Origin of the sequence: Paenibacillus sp. FSL R7-0026 (genome assembly GCF_038004485.1) — a bacterium.
Taxonomy (GTDB): domain Bacteria; phylum Bacillota; class Bacilli; order Paenibacillales; family Paenibacillaceae; genus Paenibacillus; species Paenibacillus xylanexedens_A.
The window spans coordinates 2,687,610-2,707,478 of the sequence record NZ_JBBORG010000001.1 but is presented as its reverse complement, the minus strand read 5'-3'; the positions used below and the strand labels follow the sequence as shown (position 1 = coordinate 2,707,478).

At 44.4% G+C, this 19,869-nt stretch carries 16 protein-coding genes; 3 read left to right on the top strand and 13 right to left on the bottom strand.

What is annotated here, in order from left to right:
- Positions 1-28 precede the first annotated feature (28 nt).
- On the bottom strand, positions 29-1,051 hold the full coding sequence (locus tag MKY44_RS12265; protein WP_341007268.1) for a LacI family DNA-binding transcriptional regulator: 1,023 nt from the start codon (positions 1,049-1,051) through the stop codon (positions 29-31).
- Between the two features lie 181 nt (positions 1,052-1,232).
- Entirely contained in the window at positions 1,233-1,577 is a 345-nt protein-coding gene (locus MKY44_RS12260; protein WP_341007266.1) for a thioredoxin family protein, read from the bottom strand.
- A gap of 118 nt (positions 1,578-1,695) precedes the next feature.
- Between MKY44_RS12260 and MKY44_RS12255 the strand changes: the two genes are divergently transcribed.
- A complete protein-coding gene (locus MKY44_RS12255; protein WP_017688678.1) occupies positions 1,696-1,833 on the top strand; it encodes a hypothetical protein in 138 nt (45 codons plus the stop codon).
- 79 nt (positions 1,834-1,912) lie between these two features.
- Here the strand turns inward: MKY44_RS12255 and MKY44_RS12250 are convergent, their stop codons facing one another.
- Together MKY44_RS12250 and MKY44_RS12245 are read right to left on the bottom strand one after the other, a co-directional pair.
- Complete coding sequence (locus MKY44_RS12250) at positions 1,913-2,206, bottom strand: DUF3817 domain-containing protein (protein WP_036608336.1); 294 nt, start codon at positions 2,204-2,206, stop codon at positions 1,913-1,915.
- 210 nt (positions 2,207-2,416) lie between these two features.
- Complete coding sequence (locus MKY44_RS12245; protein WP_315370757.1) at positions 2,417-3,385, bottom strand: LacI family DNA-binding transcriptional regulator; 969 nt, start codon at positions 3,383-3,385, stop codon at positions 2,417-2,419.
- Positions 3,386-3,766: 381 nt separating this feature from the next.
- Here MKY44_RS12245 and MKY44_RS12240 point away from each other — a divergent pair, with 381 nt between their 5' ends.
- Positions 3,767-5,191 carry a glycoside hydrolase family 1 protein gene (locus MKY44_RS12240; protein WP_036670759.1) on the top strand — a complete coding sequence of 475 codons (1,425 nt, stop codon included), beginning with the start codon at positions 3,767-3,769 and terminating at the stop codon, positions 5,189-5,191.
- A gap of 192 nt (positions 5,192-5,383) precedes the next feature.
- Here the strand turns inward: MKY44_RS12240 and MKY44_RS12235 are convergent, their stop codons facing one another.
- The 3 genes from MKY44_RS12235 to MKY44_RS12225 all read right to left on the bottom strand — a co-directional run bounded on the left by MKY44_RS12235 (position 5,384) and on the right by MKY44_RS12225 (position 8,264).
- Entirely contained in the window at positions 5,384-5,986 is a 603-nt protein-coding gene (locus MKY44_RS12235; RefSeq protein ID WP_157116311.1) for a sugar O-acetyltransferase, read from the bottom strand.
- 234 nt (positions 5,987-6,220) lie between these two features.
- The gene (locus MKY44_RS12230) at positions 6,221-7,384 is read right to left on the bottom strand and encodes an MFS transporter (RefSeq protein ID WP_341007264.1); all 1,164 of its coding nucleotides are present in this window, start codon (positions 7,382-7,384) and stop codon (positions 6,221-6,223) included.
- Between the two features lie 127 nt (positions 7,385-7,511).
- Positions 7,512-8,264 (bottom strand): TrmB family transcriptional regulator, encoded by a 753-nt coding sequence (locus tag MKY44_RS12225; RefSeq protein ID WP_036670754.1) that lies wholly within the window; start codon positions 8,262-8,264, stop codon positions 7,512-7,514.
- A 184-nt stretch (positions 8,265-8,448) separates the two neighbouring features.
- Between MKY44_RS12225 and MKY44_RS12220 the strand changes: the two genes are divergently transcribed.
- Positions 8,449-8,709 carry a hypothetical protein gene (locus MKY44_RS12220; RefSeq protein WP_047842808.1) on the top strand — a complete coding sequence of 87 codons (261 nt, stop codon included), beginning with the start codon at positions 8,449-8,451 and terminating at the stop codon, positions 8,707-8,709.
- Between the two features lie 80 nt (positions 8,710-8,789).
- On the opposite strand, the gene MKY44_RS12215 is transcribed toward MKY44_RS12220, so the two are convergent.
- The 6 genes from MKY44_RS12215 to MKY44_RS12190 form a co-directional block, all read right to left on the bottom strand.
- Positions 8,790-10,433, bottom strand: coding sequence for an extracellular solute-binding protein (locus MKY44_RS12215; RefSeq protein ID WP_307413100.1), 1,644 nt, complete (start codon positions 10,431-10,433; stop codon positions 8,790-8,792).
- A gap of 119 nt (positions 10,434-10,552) precedes the next feature.
- The gene (locus MKY44_RS12210) at positions 10,553-12,232 is read right to left on the bottom strand and encodes a response regulator (protein WP_341007260.1); all 1,680 of its coding nucleotides are present in this window, start codon (positions 12,230-12,232) and stop codon (positions 10,553-10,555) included.
- Between the two features lie 4 nt (positions 12,233-12,236).
- A complete protein-coding gene (locus tag MKY44_RS12205) occupies positions 12,237-13,985 on the bottom strand; it encodes a sensor histidine kinase (RefSeq protein ID WP_341007258.1) in 1,749 nt (582 codons plus the stop codon).
- Between the two features lie 92 nt (positions 13,986-14,077).
- Positions 14,078-14,968 (bottom strand): carbohydrate ABC transporter permease, encoded by an 891-nt coding sequence (locus MKY44_RS12200; protein WP_341007256.1) that lies wholly within the window; start codon positions 14,966-14,968, stop codon positions 14,078-14,080.
- A 15-nt stretch (positions 14,969-14,983) separates the two neighbouring features.
- Positions 14,984-15,889 carry an ABC transporter permease gene (locus MKY44_RS12195; protein WP_047842804.1) on the bottom strand — a complete coding sequence of 302 codons (906 nt, stop codon included), beginning with the start codon at positions 15,887-15,889 and terminating at the stop codon, positions 14,984-14,986.
- A gap of 148 nt (positions 15,890-16,037) precedes the next feature.
- Positions 16,038-19,778: an alpha-L-arabinofuranosidase C-terminal domain-containing protein gene (locus MKY44_RS12190; protein ID WP_341007254.1), complete on the bottom strand. Its 3,741-nt coding sequence runs from the start codon at positions 19,776-19,778 to the stop codon at positions 16,038-16,040.
- Positions 19,779-19,869 lie beyond the last annotated feature (91 nt).

The window sequence follows — 19,869 nt, the reverse complement described above, 5'->3', positions numbered from 1 at the left end:
AAAAGACCGGAGAAGAAGCTGAATCAACTTATGTACGATAGTCTTTCCGGTCGATCTTCACATGACTTGAACCTCTCACCACCAGTTCACCCGCCAATTTCTGTGCAGCCCCTTGTTCTTTCTCCTTGATCATACCCACCAATTGATTGATTGCCAGGATACCCTGTCTTGCAATTTGATTTCTTACCGTTGTGAGCGGTGGAGAAAAATACTGTGCGATGTCAATATCGTCAAAACCCACGACACTAACATCTTGAGGCACTTCAAAACCCTCAGACTTCAACGCATGCACACAGCCAATTGCACTCAAGTCATTCCCTGCAAGAAATGCATCAGGCCGCTTGCCGGGGTGTAAATGAAGAAAAGATTTTATCGCACTATACGTGCTCTCCTCCTCAAAGTACCCTTGTATAATGTAATCTTCATCAATTGGAAGCTGGTATTCACGCAAGGCAGCCAAATAGCCATCTCTACGCTGCACACTGTCAAACATTGTGTCCACGCCAGAAATATAAGCAATTTTCTTGTGCCCCAGCCCAATTAAATACTTGGTAGCTTCATAAGCCGCCACATAAGAGTCAAAAATGACACTTCCCATCGTATCACTCTGATAGACCCGATCCAGAAAAACCGCCTTGATCTTGTCTTTCTCCATGGCGATAATATCTTGCTCATCGATCCGAAGCTCTTCGTAGATAATGACACCATCCACCCGCCGACCCAGAATATTACTCATAATAACGTGTTTATCCTTGGTCACAAATACATTCAGCCCGTACCCAAGACGATCACATTCACGAGACATTGACTCAACCAGCTTATAGAAATACGGACCCGATACACTTGTAGTGAAAAAACCGAGCATTTTGGTTTGACCGGACTTCAACAGCTTGCCATTCAGATTGGGCACATAATTTAAACGCTCTGCCACCTTAAGAACATGTGATTTTGTCTCCGGGTTCAAGACATCCACACCATTCAAGGCGTTGGAGACCGTAGATATGGATACGCCCGCTTCCCTTGCTACATCTTTAATCGTTATCTTTGCCATAAGTTTTGTTCCTTTACTATAAAAACGTTTTTATAATGTTTAAATTATCATAAAACCGTTTTCATGGCAACACTTTAATTTGCGAGTTCAGGCATCATGTACTTTATTCATAGCTATATGCCACTGCGGGCGCAAAAAAAAACGGCTCATGTATGAGCCGCTGTTCCTGTAACTTTGCTTTCTATTCCTCATCCTGGATATACATGGAGTGAATCTGTTGCAGCTGCTCTTCCAGACGTTCCAAGCGAACAAAACGATCGGCTCGAATATATTCCTTCTGCTCCACAAGCATGATCATTGTTGGAACGGTAAAAATAAGAAACTTGGACGCAACCTCTTCCACTTCATTAGCATTAATGTGACCCAGGTATATTGATGGATAAGGTTCAAGCAACGCCCTGATCTTGGGGAGTAAAGCGTGACATACACTGCACTCTGGCCGAGATACATACAAAAAAACCAATTCATGTTGTTGAATAACTTCTTCAACCATTTCTATGGATGTTAACTCATGAATACCTTTCATGGAAGCTCAACCCTTTCAGTCATTCAATAGCTTGCTCATTTAAACTTTTTCTTTTCAAGTATAGCCTATATGCGTTAGAATCAAATGGAATATATCCCCATATGAAAGAGGTTATGGTATGAAAAAATCATTCTTATTTCTGTTCACTGCCCTGGTTGTTGTTACTTCCTTCTCGGCGTATACACCTGTTTCGAATGCCTCTGGCGATATTGGAGTAAGCCTGCTGTCCGATCGTCAGCAAGGTACTGTAAAGTAGTACTTGTACAGAAAGTAACAGGCGACAATTCGGATAACATCTGAATTAGTCGCCTGCTTTCATTTATTCTTATTGATTTTTATTTCCAATCTCTCTTCCGAAGATAAGATTCAAATACAAAAGTTCCAAACGGCAGTAGACCGGCCAGTCCACCCATCAGCCAGCGCGTTATCTTCCACTTCTTGACCAAAGCCAAGTGAACTAGCGCAATTAGGTACAAAGGAAACAAAATACCATGAATCATGCCCATTACGGCTACAGCGGAAGAGATATCTGCAAAATATTTCAGAGGCATAGCAATAAAAATCAACAGAAGTAAGGATACGCCCTCCCATATGCCCGCAATTCTGAATCGGCCTGTCACTGTCTTCATAAAGTTCATTCTCACCTTTCCCGCAGATCGTTTGTGAAATATGTAACTTGTAACATGCTACGAAAACTTCACGCCACATCTCCGTACAGATGTGTCGCTCTGAAGCTCATATTCAGTATAACGTATGACTCCGATTCGAAGATGCTTCAAATTTGAATAATTATTGAATCCATAAAACCAAACCAGATTCCAACATCAGGTCTTACGGATTCAAGTCGTCTCACGCTCAATCAGCTGGTATGTCAGCTGTTCGGTCTGCAACTCCATTTTACCCAATACGGCCCACAATTGATGGAAAGCCTGGGTGGCTTGCTCCGCAATCGGATTGTGTATGGTCGTGATTCCAAGAACACGGGAAAGCTCGATATCATCAAACCCCACAATGGCGAGTTGTTCCGGTACCTGAATATTCCGTCTGCGTGCTTCACTCAGAATGCCGATGGCTGCATAATCATTGGAACATAATACGGCCTGTGGAAGTTCTGGCCCCTCAGCCATTCTTCGCATCGCTTCTTCGCCATCGGAGGAGCTAAATACGGAATATTGATATGCTTCAGTCCACACATGCAACCCTCTGCTCTTCATGAAAGATTCATAGGCTTCACGGCGGCTCTGGGTATTCAAACTTTCAGCCCTTCCAAATGCATTTGCAATTCGGGTGTATCCTCTCGAAACCAGATGCTCCAGAGCTAACTTATACCCCTCTGCCTGATCCATAGCAACAGACGGAATCTCGTCATTCCCCATTCGCTGCCAGGAGACAATGGGCCCATACTCCATATAAGCTTTTAATTTCCGAGGATCATTAACACAAGCAATAATAACTAGCCCATCGACTCGTTTGCTGCGCAGATCTTCGAATGCCTGCAATTCAATCTCCGGATCTCCACGGGATGTATAGATAATCGTCTGAAACCCAAAATCCATCGCTGTATCAATGAATTGATTCATGAATGTAAGAATGATCTCACCTGTGGTAGAGGTCACAATTCCAATCTGCTTTGTCTGTCCTGTAGATAACGATACCGCATTCCGGTTGGGAATATAATTCAACTGTTTCATAATATCCGTTATGATCTGTCTTGCTTCATCACTAACATGCGGAGAATGATTAATCACGCGTGACACTGTCGCTTTTGAGTAACCGGACCGCTTCATAATTTCATCAAACTTGGACATCGGAGACTCCCTTCTTGCTAACGAACTATATAAGTTCAACTAAGATTATTTACACTGGCACTTCGATGACAGAACAACCTTCCGATCGCTGTTATCCCCAGATTTTTTGATTCTCATATCTAAACGGGAAAATCCGGGGATAGCGTATGCTTCCGATGTAGCTTTCTTTCAGAAAGCTTTCAGGCGACCGCTTCGCTTCTTCTGGTTATTTCTGTCCTCTCCGTTTTCGTGTAAATTTTAGTTGAACTTATTTAGAATAATAGTATGCCTTAGATTGGGGTCAAAAGTAAAACTTGACGTGTAACCCGTTACAACGTTTAAGCTTTTTTTATGTCATATATGAATCATCTTAAAATCAATTTGATGAATGGAGCGATACACATGAGTAATCAAACCTATCAATTCCCTGAAAATTTCCTGTGGGGTGGCGCAATTGCAGCCAATCAGGCTGAAGGTGCATACAATCAAGGCGGCAAAGGATTATCTACACAGGATGTAGCTCCCAAAGGCATCATGGGTCCAATCACGGAAGAACCAACCGAAGATAACATGAAACTGATCGGTATCGATCTGTATCATCGCTACAAGGAAGATGTGAAACTGTTTGCCGAGATGGGATTCAAGGTATTCCGTACTTCCATCGCCTGGTCCCGGATTTTCCCAAAAGGGGACGAGCTGGAACCAAATGAAGAAGGTCTGCAATTCTACGACGATCTGTTTGACGAGTGTCACAAATACGGGATCGAACCACTGGTTACGCTATCCCACTATGAGACACCTCTTCACTTGTCCAAAGAATACGACGGCTGGGTTAATCGGAAAATGGTTGGATTCTACGAGCGTTATGTAACTGCCGTATTTAAACGTTATAAAAACAAAGTAAAATACTGGCTTACTTTTAACGAAATCAACTCCATTCTCGAAGCGCCATTCATGAGTGGTGGTATCTACACACCTAAGGAGAAGCTTAGCAAGCAAGATCTGTATCAAGCGATCCATCATGAGTTTGTAGCTAGTGCTTCCGCTGTTAAGCTCTGTCATGAGATTATTCCTACAGCACAGATTGGTTGTATGATGCTCAGTATGCCGACCTACCCGCTGACACCAAATCCAGACGATATGATCAAAGTCATGGAATTCGAACATAGCAACTATTTCTTCGGTGATGTACACGTAAGAGGTCGCTACCCTGGTTATATGAAACGTTACTTCCGTGAAAATGGAATCGAGATTCAGATGGAAGCTGGCGACGAGGAAATGTTGCTGAATACGGTAGACTTTATCTCTTTCAGTTATTACATGAGTATCTGTCAGACAGCAGACCCGGAGAAACAAATCGCAGGTGAAGGTAATCTGCTTGGGGGTGTACCTAACCCTTATCTGCCAGCAAGTGAATGGGGATGGCAGATTGACCCGCAAGGATTGCGTTATGTGCTTAACATGTTCTATGACCGTTATCAAAAACCACTGTTTATTGTAGAGAATGGTCTTGGTGCTGTTGATGAATTGATCACGGGTGCGGACGGCGAGAAAACAGTTGAAGATGACTACCGAATCCAGTATCTGAATGATCATCTGGTTCAGGTTGGCGAAGCCATTGAAGATGGCGTTGAAATTATGGGTTATACATCATGGGGTTGCATTGATGTGGTCAGTGCGTCTTCTGCCCAGTTGAAAAAACGTTATGGTTATATCTATGTGGATCGTCATGACGATGGATCAGGAACACTCGAACGTTATCGCAAGAAATCCTTCCATTGGTACAAAGAAGTGATCAGCAGTAACGGGAAAAGTTTGCAGCGTTAAGGATCTTTAAGCAAATGTAACAGATACATTCTTCTATCCCTCAGACATGTCACATGAAAAAGTGTCGGTCATACGATACCTAGCATGTTTTCTGTCTGGGGGATTTTATTTTTATTTTCAAAAAGAAACACCCGATGATACACATCGGGCATTCTCATTAGCGACTATCACGTTGTTCACATTTATTCTTCACTATATGTTCTTCACTACATCCCTGCTGTACTTGGTTTTGTCTTCTTCTGTTATCTTGCGAATGACCCTGCAAGGATTACCCGCAGCAATCACACCAGACGGTATACTCTTGGTCACTACGCTCCCTGCGCCGATGATCGTATTATCTCCAATCGTCACACCGGCAAGAACTGTCACACCGCCACCGATCCACACATTATTGCCTACCGTGATGGGTCCAACAATCTCCAGACCTTCATTGCGCTGCTCAACATCATAAGGGTGGCCTGCTGTATAAAATCCGCAATTAGGAGCAACAAAAACGTTATCTCCAAAACTGATTTTGCCTCCATCCAGCATGACAATATTATGATTGCTATAGAAGTTCTCACCAATTTCAATATTATAGCCGTAATCACATACAAATGGCTGTTCAATCAGGAAACGATCCGTCGTTTTCCCCAGCAGTTTTTTAATTAACGCTTCTCTTTCATTGATCTTGGCTGGATGAAGCTGGTTATAATCGTAACAAAGCCCTTTGGCATGTAAACGCTCTTCAATTAACTCTTGATCATAATTGGCGTTATACAAGAGCCCTAATTGAGATTTTTCTTTTTCAGTCATCATTTCGTAAGCACTTCCCATCTTCTATCTAAAATAAATTAAAGCTCAATCTCTCTTACAATACTTTTTAAAACTCTTTTAATTATATAGATTACGATGAATAAAGCAAGTTTTGCTCTATATAAAAATGGTTTATTTACTACGCGTACTCTAGCGTAACAACAATAAAAAAACCTCTACACCCATTAGTCTATGGGAATGCAGAGGTTCAAGCTTTTGTCTAATTTTTTTATTCTAAGCAACTGCCTGAACGGTTTTTTCCTTAACGCTAATGGCATAGATGGCAGACACCAAACCAAGCAGAATCAGCACAGAACCAACCCATCCAGTATTCAGAATCGATGAGTGATCAATCACCATGCCGCCGATATAGGTACCCAGTGCAATACCTGCATGTGCAATACCTGAGTTAGTGCTGATTAGCGTTTCGGCTGTTTCCGGCGAAGTTTTGATAATGAGACTATTCTGTACAGGCGTAACGGTCCAGCTCAGTGCACTCCAGATGCTTAACAACAACAAGAAGGCGATCAAAGGCAATCCCACACTGAACGGAATGACGGCCATACTTACGATAAAAGGAATCAGCACAATGATAATGGCTTTAGCAGGATGCAGACGATCGGATAACATGCCACCTATGCCTCCACCTGCAACAGCGGCGATCCCAAACATCATATAGATAAAGGTAACCATCGTTGCGCTGGCACCCAGCGTTTCTTGCAGAAATGGTGTGAAATACGCATATAAAGTCAAGTGACCCGCAAGCACAAGCAAAGTTGTAGCATGGATTGCCAACATTTTTGGATTCCACAGAGCAGAAAGCTGTTTCTTCAGGGATACAGCAGGTATCGGCTGGACGCGGTCCATTGCAATCCAGATGGCTATCATGACCACTGCGGTCAGAATGGCGATCAACATAAATACTTCACGCCAGCCTGCCAAATTACCTACAAAAATGCCAAGAGGCACACCCAAGATGAGTGAGGCACTGCCTCCCATCGTAATGGTCCCCACGGCGCGTCCTTTATACTTTGGTTTCACAATGCGCGCTGCAAGGGTCAGGGAGAGCACAAAAATAAGTGAGCCCGTGGCGGCTCCGAGTGCTCTGCCCGCCATCAGCATATAAAAGCTGGAACTAAATGCAGAGATCAGATTACTGATCAGGAATACAAACAGCGTACACATATATACCTTTTTACGCTCGAATCTGGCCGTCATATTTAATAAAATCGGTGCAGACAACGCATAGACAAGTGAGAAAATAGAGATTAAATACCCGGCTTTCGCCAGGGAAAGATGAAGATCCGTAGCAATCAGGTCCAGAATTCCGCCCAAGATCAGTTCAACGGTTCCGACCACAAATGCTGCGATAGCAAGCACATATACTTTCTTATTCATTTTTGAATCCTCCTCGAAAAGTTACAACTACGATAGTAACCCATAAGAATGAAAGTTTCAATAGTTATTTTCATGATTGTTTTCAAACAAAGATATAACAAAAAAACTATCCTCCAAGAGAATAGTTTTAATAGATCAATCTGGTGAGCAGTTTCTCGATTTCAGCATCCTGTAACAGTTGGTCACCGTATTTTTTGGTAATTTGAGTAAGCGCAACATCATGGTAGAAATAATCAGTCATCGCTTTGACAATCGGTTTGGACATCGTTTTGATCGCTCGCCATGAATCGTGCTCTACACCGGCAAACAGCAAATACGCATGATCCACAATAAGCAGCTGTGAAGGTTCTGGCGCATCAAGCAATGGAATCAACGAGTATATCCGGTTTAAGGATGTCTCCATTCCCCCAACGGCAAGCACTTCAACGTACACGCCCTGCTTTTCCTTCTGCTCCAGCAGTTCACGATATTTCTCCATTCGCTCATTCCAGGCCAGAAAAAGAATCGATGAATCTGCTTCCTCGATCAGCTGTTCGATATTTGATGCGATGGACGACTCATCTTTTAACGTCCAGATATGTTCATCGGTGAATGTACGTTTGATTTTGTAACTCTTCAATTCCTCAATATCTTTCTCAAAATCAGCCTTAATCTTATGAATAATAGACTGAAGATCCACAGCCATATATAGTTTTTTCTTCCCATCCATCGTTGTCAGCACCGTTCCCTTGTCGATCAGACGGTTAAGTACTTCATAGATTTTGGCTTTGGGAACGTTGGAGTAATTTACAATCGATGTGGCATCAAGCGGTTCATCCTGCGCGAATATAGCCTCGTATACCTGACTTTCATATTGTGTAAACCCGAATTTCTGCAACATGGTTTGGATCTACGCATCCCTTCTTAGTGTGTCTGGTCTATCTAGTTTAGACGCATGAACTTCCCATGTCCAGTATGTCCCAACGGACCAGTCTATTTATTAAACATCATGTCTTCCGTCTAACACCCTTTCCTCTACTTTTCATCTACTATTAAGAACCTTTAATAGAAAAGAGATGATTACTATGGCTCGTGTCAATGCTGTTCCACAACCAGATCTGGTATTAATCTATTGGTCTAGAAATCCGCTCATTCCCGGTTCTGCCCGCAGAATCCAAAGTGTACGTGTGATTGGTAATACGTCTCCATGTACATTCACACTGGTTCCCGGTGCACGGCTGATCAATGCACTGAACTGCTTGCTGGACAATGATATTGGATTCAAAGTGGTCTACCGCTACAAAACGTCAGAAATCAGCGGAGTTCTGTTATTGAAACGCAAATGATCAAAATCAAAAAATGGTGCCTCCCTAGAGAGCGCACCATTTTTTGATTTTTCATTCTTGGATTATATCCATTAATCCTTCTATTGGTTAGCTGCGATGGTATCGTTCACTTCTTGTGTGATCTGATCCCCGCCAAGTTTCTTCCAATTGGCTACAAAGTTATCAAACTCGTCAATTGACAAGTTACCATAGATGATTTTCAGAAACGTCTCGGCTCTCAGTTTATCCAGTGTTGCCTGTTTCGTATTCATTGTTCTCGTCGGTGCATAGATGAATTCATTCATGACAATGAGGTCATTATCCCGATAATATTTAATCACACCTTGTGAACTCTCTGGGCCAAAGATACGCTCCATATGCCACTTGTCGAGATTCCCATTCCGATAATCCATAATATCGTCATAGAACAGCTTTGCTTCGAGTTCCAATCCGGACGTATCTCCTGTTTTGAGCGCCTGTTCTACTTCATCCTGTGCCTTCACATTTTTGTTGGCTGGCAGGTTGGAGACCGTTGCATTATGAAAACCAAGACCTGTCAGTCCATTCAAATAAGCAGCCCGTTCTTCCTTGGCAGACTCACCGAACATTTTTTCAGCCTGGAAATTAAGCAGTTTAATCAACGCTTCCGGATGCTCGTACCCTTTGCGAACGGCAAATATACCGCCCAGACTAAGATGATTCTGTGTTTTGGCTGGTTGATCATCAATCGATTGAACCGGGTAAGCCATCCAGTCGATGTTCTTGTCTTTTTTAATCATGCTGCTAACCTGAAAAGGTGCCCATTGTGGCAGGAAGAACATGCCTGACTTGCCTGCATTCACATCCTCCATCATTTTAGCAAAATCCTTCACGCCAAATTCGGGATCAAGCACACCCTTCTGATACAGAGTCTGAAGCTCACGCAGTCCTTCTTTCACTTCGGGTTGGATTGTTCCATTCACGACTTGACCTGAAGCATCCTTAATCCAGGTTTCGAGATAACCATGATAACCAAGCAAGAACGCGTTTATAGGCAAATCTTTGTTCAAGGCAATGCCGTACGTATCATCTTTGCCATTTCCGTCTGGATCTTCGAAGGTAAAGGCTTCTGCAATCTGGATAACATCCTGCATGGATTTGGGTGCTTCAAGACCAACCTTTTTCAGCCAATCCTGACGAATCCAGATCATATCCGAGGAATCCAGCGAGCCTGGAAAACTCACCATGGCGTATATTTTGCCATCCTTCGTTACCGGTTTCAGACCTGCTCCATCTTCAGCAGACATGAACTCCTTCACCAGTTCGGATGCATACTTGTCATATACTTCGGTCAGATCCTCCAACATTCCCGCTTCATGCAGTTGTTCGAATTGAACAGCACTCACTTTCAGTACATCCGGCAGATCACCACTCGCCAGCGTGACATTCATCTTATCGTTATAATTGGCATCCGGAACAATCCATTCGTACGTGACATCAATACCGAGTTCATCCTTGTACCCTCTGGTCCAAATGTTATTGGCGTGTGTATCTCCTTGGGCAAGCGATTCTTTCCCCGTTTCATTCATGGTGGAAGTCAATTTAATGGGTGGGTCATATTTCGTAAGTGGTCCTCCCGCATCCTGCTGTGTGTTCGACTCAGCTTCATTTTCGGCACTTCCCGCACCAGACGAACAGGCAGCAAGCGTGGTTGCCAGTACCATGGTTAATGTTAACAATGAGAACTTCTTGAATGATATATTCATGCGAATCCCCCTTTTTTCTCCTCCCGTGAGGTATAATTTCATTTTATAAAGAAAGCGCTATCACTTCGAGTGTATCCCGTTGACATCTGGTATCTTTGATTTACCATTTGAGATATCATCTAACTTTTCTGATCCCGATACTCTTGAGGGGTGCAGCCTGTCGCTTTTTTGAAGAAACGATAAAAATAATGCTGATCACTAAATCCAACTTTCGCGGATATTTCATGCATCTTGCAGGAAGAACCCAGAAGCAACTCTTTACTTCGCTCCACTCTGCGTTCATGGATGTAGTCGGATATGCCTTTGCCGGTAATCCGTTTGTACCAACGCGACAAATAAGAAGGGTTAAGAGAGACTTCCTGTGCGATGCGTGTGAGTGAAAGGTCATCCTCCAGATGGTGCTTGATATAATGATGGATCGTGATCAGAATCTGTGATTGGTCGTTCAGGCGGGCATCACTTCGTTTGGAGATCATCCATTCGTATGCCGATTGATAAAAGATGACCAGATCGGTCCATGCGGTATGAATATCAAAATGTAACATTCGAGACAGCAATATTTCTTCCATTGCCGACTCATATAACCCCAGTTCGTGCAGAACTTCAATGAGTACACTCGCTGCACCCGTATACGTTTTCATGCGAAAGAACGGATCTGGAAGTCCCTCCTTCGCCGCCTCGGTCCATTTGTGGAAGGACTCTATCCATTCCCGATCCCCGGCGATTATTCTCTGTTTGATCTGATCCAGATGTAGCGCTACAACACCCTGTTGATTCATAATGCTAGGGGTATAGGGCAATTCATCCTGGATATTTACACGCAGCAGCTTCTCCATCCCAAGCCCGGGGCTCTCATGAATCGACAGGCGTAACTGCCCGATTGCCTGATTAACCCTGCTCCACTCTACCGCCTGCTCGCTGACCATGATGGATACAGACAGGTTCAGACAGTCCGCACAGGATTGCTGCACAGACTCCAATGTGCCATAGACAAAACGAAGGGTCTGTACCCAGTTATCCAGCTGACTCCCTCGTCCCCCTTGAGTTTCAGATATGTGTGACGGATACGTCTCTTGCGATTGAATAAAACACGCGATGACCTGAGTGTCCAGATCGATCGCCTTCACCTTAGCCTTGTCTTGCAGCAGCTCCTCCGCAACATTGGCAACGGCATAGCGGATGAGACTGCGATCCGGCTGAGATTGATAGTTGTTCCACTCCTCTACCCGTATAATCACAGGAATAACGAGTTGATCGGATTCGAATGGTAGCTGCACAGCATCCAGTTCTTCCTGAAGCGAAGCGATATCATGTCTATCCGTTCGCTTAAGCACATCCAGCAGTAACTGACGTTGTAACTGAGGCAGTGCTCGTGGCAATTTGCTGTGAAACCAGGCAGCTTGATAGCGAAAATCATTTTCTTCTGAGATCTGTGTTAATGCCCGTTCTACCGCAGCCCGAATATGATTCATTCCCTCTGTCTTTAACAGGTAATCAACAACACACGGATTTCGAATGGCTTGGTGTGCATAATCGAATTCGTTATGACCGGTCAGCAAGAGAACTTTGCATCGTGGCCACCGATCCATAATCTGCTCGATCAATTGCATGCCATCCATACCAGGCATACAGATATCGCTGAGTACAATATCAATCTTGACCGAGTTCAGCCAATCGATGGCTTCAAAGGCAGAGTATGCTTTAATAATCTCCATATCCTGAAAGTTCGCCTTTTGAAAGAAAGCATACAGTCCATCCAAAATAACGGGTTCATCATCTACAATAAGCATCCGTTGCATAACGCTACTCCCCTTTCCATGGAATCTTCACTATAATGCACAACCCACCGAGCTCACTTCGCTGCGCTGTAAGACCATAGGCAGCCCCGAATTTGATTCTTAATCGCTGATTCACATTCAAGAGCCCAGTTATTTCTTCGTTTCCATGTTTCCGCTCTATTTCCTCAAAGGCAGATTGCAGGTAATTCAATGTTTCGTCGGTTAACTGATCCCCATCATCCTCAATGCGAATGGACAAATTGTCCTGATCCTGTTGGTACGAAAGTTGTAGAATTCCTCCCTGGCTACGTTTGGCTAGTGCATGCTCAAACACATTTTCCACGATCGGCTGGATAATAACTCTGGGAATCGAAATCATTTTGTACCTCGCATCCAGATCCTCCAATTCCAATTGAATTCTTGAACCAAATCGGATTTTCTGAATGGATGCATAGACCAGCGCATGGTCAATCTCAGCCCCCAACGATACCTCCGTATGAGAATCCCGAGACATGTACCTGAAATATTGACCCAGATAGTCGGTGAATTCCTGAATAAGCTCCACATTTTCCACCTCAGCCATCTGCTTGATGCTGAACAGACTGTTATATAAAAAGTGAGGTTGAATCTGGGATTGCAGATGTTTGAGCTCCGCTTCACTTGTTCGAATCCGTGCAACATAATTCTCATCGATCAAAATATGTAAGCGCTCTATCATATGGTTGAACCGAGAGTACAAATAGCCGAATTCATCCCTTCTGGATGAAGGAATATGTACGCTTGTCTGGCCCTGCTCTGCCATCCTGAATCCTCGAATGAGTACCGCTAACGGTTGGTGAATCGATCTGTAGATCGAAAACGAGAAGACAATAATAATCACAACCGACATGAAGGTCACCATCCATAACCATACGTTGTATTGTTCCAGTGGTGCGCTCAACACATCCTGCGGAATAGTGGCTGTCAGCGTGAACGAGTGATCCTTATCATGTAATGAATAATAGAGATATGGATCAGATTGAAACTTCGTAACTTGCATGGACTCGGACGGTTCAGGCGAAACAGTTCGAAGCGGTTTAACAGGTGCTGGCTGCTCGGAAGAAGAGATCACTACATGTTGCTGTTCACCAAAACTCAGTGTAATCTCACTTTCGCCCGTTTCCGATAGCTGCTGCAAACGATGTTTCAGTTCTTCAGCAGACAAGCGTATCCCTAATATGAAATTGGGTGGTTCCTCATGGTTCATGTTATATGGATTACTTTTCAGGAAATAGAGATCGTTATTGGAATGTGATAATTCGCCATTCAGATTCCCCATCGTGGCGAGTAGATTCTGCCACTCGTTATCCTCTACGTCTCGAATCCCGTCCACGGCACTGACCCGTTTATGTAGAGCAGGAACATAGTACACCACATCACTGATGTAGGGACTTGTCACCATGATCTGACCCAGCTTATTGTGGATATTGTTCAGACTGGACGTGACTTCATACCTGCTCATAATCGCGGCTCGTGTACTTAGAGTGGACATGGTTTCATCAAATGAAAATTCGGTAACCAGCGCACTCATTCGCTCCAATTCGAATTGCAGATGATTATGGTAGAAGTACAATTTGGATTCATGCGCCTTCTCCACCTCCGTCTGCATTTGTTTGGAGCTGACTTGCGTAATCATAATGCTTATCCCGTACAAGGGCAGAATGACCAGTACAAAAGCAATCATCAATTTGACGACAATGGATGACTCTCTCCATCTCCCCCGGATGAATCGCAATGTTTCCCTCCTCCTTTCCTCACTCTCATCAATAGCAAAAAAGGAGCCGGAAATCGGCTCCTTCTTTCCACTGGTTTTTCCTCCTATCGATCTTATCCCTTTACACTTCCGACAACAAGCCCATGAACGAAATACCTCTGCAGGAACGGATACACGAGTAGGATCGGAATAACGGACAAAAAGATCTGGGAAGCTTGGGTGGTTCTGTCCGATACCTGACTTAAGAGCGTTGCATCCTCCAACGTCATCATCTCACTCTGAATCATCGTCACCTGCTGCAACATGGACTGAAGATAGGTAGCAAGCGGATAACCTTCCGGACTCTTCATATAGATCATGCCATCGAACCAGGCATTCCAGTGTCCCACCATGGCGAACAACGTAATGGTCGCGATACTTGGCAGAGAGATTGGAAGATAAATGCTCCATAGTGTGCGAAAATGTCCTGCCCCATCCATCCAGGAAGCTTCTTCAAGCTCCTTCGGTAATCCCCGGAAGAAATTAAGCATTAAAAGTACATTGAAGATCGGAACGGCACCCGGCAAAATCAAAGCCCAGATGGAATCCAGCAGCCCCGCTTCCTTAACCACCAGGTAACCCGGGATCAATCCTCCACTGAATAACATGGTGAATACAAAGATCCAGGCATAGAACGTTCTTGAACGGAATTTGGCAGCCTCTTTGGAGAGCGGATAAGCTACGAGAATGGTGAAGATCAGATTGGTCGTAACCCCCAGAACTACACGAAGAAGGCTCGTGCCGAATGAGTTCAGAAATTGCTGATTTTCCAGAATGTATTGATAGGAGGACAATGTGAAATCCACAGGCCAGAATGTGACGCTGCCCGCTTTGACCGCATCACTCGAACTAAATGAAATCGCTAATATATTCACAATCGGGAACAGGCATAACAAGGCAAGAATCGTCAGGATGACGTAGTTAAACCCTAGAAACCACTGATAGGCTCTTGAAGCGTGGTGCATGACTCTGCCTCCTTTCTAGAATATCCGATAATTCGCGAACCGATAGGCCAAGAAATAACCAAGTCCGATAAAAATGAAAGACACGACAGATTTGATCAGGCCCAACGCTGTCGATACGGAATACTGTGCATCCTGCAATCCGATCCGGTAGATCATCGTATCCAGAATATCTCCTGATTCATATACCAATGGATTATAGAGGTTGAACACTTGGTCAAAGCCACCATTAAGTACATTTCCCAGACTAAGCGTTACCATCAAAATCACGATCGGGCGAATACCTGGCAGTGTGATATGCCATGTCTGTTTCCATCTTCCCGCACCATCCATAACAGAGGCCTCATACAGAGATTTATCAATATTCGTGAGGGCAGCCAGATAGATAATGGTCCCAAATCCAAATTCTTTCCATTGGTCTGTGATGACAAGTATGTAAGGGAACCACTCATTACTGGCCAGAAATTGAATCGGGTCAATCCCCACGGCTTTCAACAACATATTAACGATCCCCGTGCTTGGAGATAACACATCCACGATGATTCCCGCCAGAATAACCCATGAGAAAAAGTGAGGCATATAGATTACGGTCTGAATCGTTCGTTTAAAGCCTGTCTTGCGAACCTCATTGAGCAATAAGGCTACAAGTACCGGAATCACCAAGCCGGAAACAATTTTCATCGTTGATATAAATACCGTATTCCATACAACCTGCGAGAACCCCGGTAGATCGAACAGGTACCTGAAATTGTCCAAACCCACCCAATTCATATTTTTGAATCCGGCAATGGGAGAGAAATTCTGAAAGGCAATAGAGAGCCCCGCCATCGGAATGTAACCGAATACAATAATAATGAGCAGTCCAGGCAGAATCATGAGATGAAGCGGAACGTTTCGGATAAATTGTTTGTAGTTGGAACGCATATGCTGACTCCTCCTTCAACATTTATTATAGGAGCAGCCAGATCACCGCAATAGTGTGGGCTATTTACTTTGGGTATCTTTTGTTGACTCTCTCCCCTGGAACGCCAAAAAACCGCGATATCCGCGGTCTCTTGTTCACGATGTTGATTTAATTCAAGATTTCCATAACTAATACATTCACTGAATGAGCAGTTAGGTTAACCACCACCGATGTATCGGACAGTGTAATCTCCTGTTCTTGGGGAACCACTTTCTCATCATTCTTCTGATTCACATTCGGAATATGCACCAAATGATCTTCTCCAGTAAGTGTGATCAGTCTGGCTGAAGCATCCACCTTCAGATCCTGAAGACAAATCCGGGTTGATTTATCCACACCATCTGCATTCACCAGTTTCACATACACATGCCGTGCGTCTTTCGTAACAGAGTGGAATACTTCCCGGTTGTAAGCTTCCAGCTTGTAATCCAGAACCTTGCTGGTATTACGTCCGTCTGTATAGGAGCAGATCAGATTCTTTCCTGTATCCCCACCATAGTTAACCGTGATTGTATAATCGGTCCCATTCTCCAGTGGTTCATAATTGGCCGCTCTCAGGTTACCTGCTGCCGAACTGGATGAATAATCTCCTAATGTGTAACCTTCGATCCCTTGTTTGTACACCTTCACTCCCGTGGCATTTCCTCCGTAACTAATTGCGTACTCAATGACATCCTTGTTCTCGGGCGAGATATCCGTCAGTCCCACACCGATGTAAAAACCATCCTCACCTGAAATTCTTTCAGCCTCAACGTGAACTTGGTAGTTGGTCCATTCGTCATTCAGCAGGTACAATCCATTCAAGCCACTTGATTGTGCCTTCAAAATGAGCCCTTTCCCTGCGGATAACGTGTATCCTTCCGATCCGGGAATCTGGCTCCATGCCTCACTAGGTTCTGTACGTTCCCTGAAATCTTCATCTAACAGTATGGTGCCATCCACATTGGACTTCACTGTAACTCGTTTCACTACGATGTCTGCATGACCTGTTGCAATCTCGATGCCGCCACGAGGAATAAGATTCAGCGGTTTGCCTTTGCTATAGGTGGAGAATGAAGTTTCAAGCACCTGATCCCCTACATATTTTGCAAAAAGCTGCTGTACATAATAATTCGGTGTATACCACACCGTTTCATCATCAAACCAGATGCAGTCTGGCGTCCAGCGGTAGGTACCGTCCGTTAGTACTTTGTTGAACAATGGCGCATAGGCAGCCAAACGAACAACGTCCCCATTATTTTCAAACCCAGTCATGATCGCTGCTTCTGCGACCGCTCCTGCCAGCGTGTTTTTATCCGTGGAAGCATATTCTCCCACAAATACTTTGGATGTTTCTTTCCAATCGATACTTCCATCTTCAAGATAGGCTCGGTCATAGTAGTTGTACCGATCCGCGTTATTCAGCAAATATTCATTGGAGCGATAGTAGTGCTCATCTGCAATGGTGTCCATGTAATTGTCCTGATTCTCATACCAAGTTACGGTCTCCTTAATCACCTCAGCACCATCTGCAAAAGCAACCTGAGCTGACCCGGTGAGGTTCCCACTAAGGAATTTCCATCCTTCCTGGTACGCATCATCATCTGCCTGAGCACCAACCGTCGAGATAATGTGCAGCTCATGATCAGGATAGTTCTGTTTCATGTAGTCATCTATTGAACGTTTGAATACTTCAAAGTTGGCAAAAAATTCAGTGCCCCAGTTCTCATTGCCTACGCCCAGATAACGAAGATCAAACGGTTCAGGATGTCCCATCTGGCTTCGTACCGCCGCCCATTCGTTGTGTTCAAAGTCTGTACTGAGCGCGAAGTCGATCAGATCTGTAAAGTTGCGGATATAATAATCCCTTAAAGCGCCACCCGCAGGGTGAGCATAATCCGAGCGTGCCTGACACAACACACCGCAAGCCATGACTGGAACTGGAGCGGCATTCAGATCTTCCGCCAGTTGGAAGTACTCCATATAACCGAGGCCCATCGTCATCATGTAACCCCAGACATTATAATTCTCTTTGCGGAGCTCAACCGGACCCACAGAATCCTTCCAGTCATATACGTTATCCCAGATAAAAGACCCCTCCGAGATACATCCTCCCGGAAAACGCAAGAACTTCGGATGCAGATCTGCGAGTGCTTGGATTAGATCTTTTCTCAAACGATAGTTCGGATTACCTGTATAGTTGGCATGTGCTGTAGCCGATATTCCTTCTTCTGTCGGATCAGCTCCCCATACATTCTGAGGGACCAAGGACACCATATCGATGGAGATATCACCCGCAAACGTAAGTGCAAGTTGACCAAGTACAGTCTCCGTTCCGGTCAGAGGCAAACCGTATTTCTTCCATGTGTTCCCGCCTTCAACATGTAGCGTTACCGAATCACTGATGGAAGTGTCACTTCCATCCTGTAATTGAATAGTGATCGTTCCTGTCAATTCTGCTTTTGCCCATACGGTAAAGTCATATGATTCCCCCTGCTTGATGGACATGGCACAATGCTGGTTGGAGTCTGAGAATCCACGATTTCGAATCGTTGCTCCATCCTGAACCGTGACATAATAAGCATTTACTTCAGGGTCTTCCACATTAAAGTGAACGTTCAGTCCATCCGTATACTGCACGAGCATTTTCTCGGTGTCGCCTGACCAGGCAAACAAAGGTTCACGATTTCGACCTGTCGAACAACCACATTCTCCAGAGTCATGCGAGTATGTATCAAATGCAAAAGACTCAAATGATCGATTCTGAACAAGCTCTGCATAGATTCCACCATCTGCCGCGTTGTTAATATCCTCATAGAAAAGCCCATACATGACTTCACTGATGTCAGCCACTTTCTGATCTCCATGGATAGTGACCGTATAAGGCGGAATATCGGCCGGCACAACAGACACGTCAAAGCGTTGACTCTGCTCACTATCACCTCTGCTCATAAGCGCATGGAGCATAACCTCTTGTGCTGATGTGATTGTCTGAACCTCTCCGTTCTCGGACAGGATTTCCGGATTACTGGAACTCCATTCAACAGACACTTTACCACCCAGCAAGTCTGCTGGTAATGATACATTCTTGGTGATGATTCGGTTGGGGAAGGACAAGTACTTGTCCGCCGCAAGCTTCACAATCGCTTCATCTGTCAGTGACTCACACATCACTTCAATAACTTCATCCATGGTGAGCGCTGACCCATAGATCCGAAAGTCGGATAACGAACCTGCAAAATCCACATCCGCTGCATACTGGGAACGTCCAATATAATTCTGGCTATAATTCTCAGGATCGGTGAAAGAATCAAACCATTCGCGCAGTTTGGCATAATTGCCACTGGATGTCTGACTGATCGAGCCGTCTGCGGCCTTCTCCCCATTTACATATACAATCGGACCCGCACTGCTCAACGTTCCCCCTTGGCTGCCTGCTACGGAGAGTGCGATATGCAACCATTCTCCGCTTGCAACTCCTCGACTTGGGTGGACAACCAGATTATCGCCGGCATATAACGTTCCCAGGAGCTGACGTGTCAGAAACAAATACGGCCCCTTCTCCCCTTTGCCAAAGTCAAAAATGCGTTCCCACACATTAGACCCCTTGCCCAGAAACACCCAAGTGGCAATCGTGATTCCCGTGTTATCGCTTACATCACGAAGCAGATTCGAGGGTAATTGCAGATAAGAAGTTCCATTGGCTCCCCCGTTGAAAGTCACCGCCGTTCTGCCTTTCAACTCGGATATCACAGGTGGGATCTCGCCTTTGGCTATACCATCATGTCCCTTACCGGAGCTGTCCTTCCCGATCTGAACGTTATCTTCAAACGTGTATTGTGCAATTAATTGATTTTGATATGTGCTCATGTTTTTACCTCCTATGTAGTTTGGAATTGTCGTTACAGAATACTCGCCTTTAATTCGTATAAATATAAAATGATTTATAAATAGTTAAATA

What these genes read in the sequence shown, in the direction of transcription:
- MKY44_RS12230 (WP_341007264.1), bottom strand. Translation starts at nt 7,384, where the DNA reads ATGAATAAGAAAGTATATGTGCTTGCTATCGCAGCATTTGTGGTCGGA.
- MKY44_RS12235 (WP_157116311.1), bottom strand. Translation starts at nt 5,986, where the DNA reads ATGACTGAAAAAGAAAAATCTCAATTAGGGCTCTTGTATAACGCCAAT.
- MKY44_RS12190 (WP_341007254.1), bottom strand. Translation starts at nt 19,778, where the DNA reads ATGAGCACATATCAAAATCAATTAATTGCACAATACACGTTTGAAGAT.
- MKY44_RS12245 (WP_315370757.1), bottom strand. Translation starts at nt 3,385, where the DNA reads ATGTCCAAGTTTGATGAAATTATGAAGCGGTCCGGTTACTCAAAAGCG.
- MKY44_RS12195 (WP_047842804.1), bottom strand. Translation starts at nt 15,889, where the DNA reads ATGCGTTCCAACTACAAACAATTTATCCGAAACGTTCCGCTTCATCTC.
- MKY44_RS12210 (WP_341007260.1), bottom strand. Translation starts at nt 12,232, where the DNA reads ATGCAACGGATGCTTATTGTAGATGATGAACCCGTTATTTTGGATGGA.
- MKY44_RS12255 (WP_017688678.1), top strand. Translation starts at nt 1,696, where the DNA reads ATGAAAAAATCATTCTTATTTCTGTTCACTGCCCTGGTTGTTGTTACT.
- MKY44_RS12250 (WP_036608336.1), bottom strand. Translation starts at nt 2,206, where the DNA reads ATGAAGACAGTGACAGGCCGATTCAGAATTGCGGGCATATGGGAGGGC.
- MKY44_RS12225 (WP_036670754.1), bottom strand. Translation starts at nt 8,264, where the DNA reads ATGTTGCAGAAATTCGGGTTTACACAATATGAAAGTCAGGTATACGAG.
- MKY44_RS12260 (WP_341007266.1), bottom strand. Translation starts at nt 1,577, where the DNA reads ATGAAAGGTATTCATGAGTTAACATCCATAGAAATGGTTGAAGAAGTT.
- MKY44_RS12240 (WP_036670759.1), top strand. Translation starts at nt 3,767, where the DNA reads ATGAGTAATCAAACCTATCAATTCCCTGAAAATTTCCTGTGGGGTGGC.
- MKY44_RS12215 (WP_307413100.1), bottom strand. Translation starts at nt 10,433, where the DNA reads ATGAATATATCATTCAAGAAGTTCTCATTGTTAACATTAACCATGGTA.
- MKY44_RS12200 (WP_341007256.1), bottom strand. Translation starts at nt 14,968, where the DNA reads ATGCACCACGCTTCAAGAGCCTATCAGTGGTTTCTAGGGTTTAACTAC.
- MKY44_RS12220 (WP_047842808.1), top strand. Translation starts at nt 8,449, where the DNA reads ATGGCTCGTGTCAATGCTGTTCCACAACCAGATCTGGTATTAATCTAT.
- MKY44_RS12265 (WP_341007268.1), bottom strand. Translation starts at nt 1,051, where the DNA reads ATGGCAAAGATAACGATTAAAGATGTAGCAAGGGAAGCGGGCGTATCC.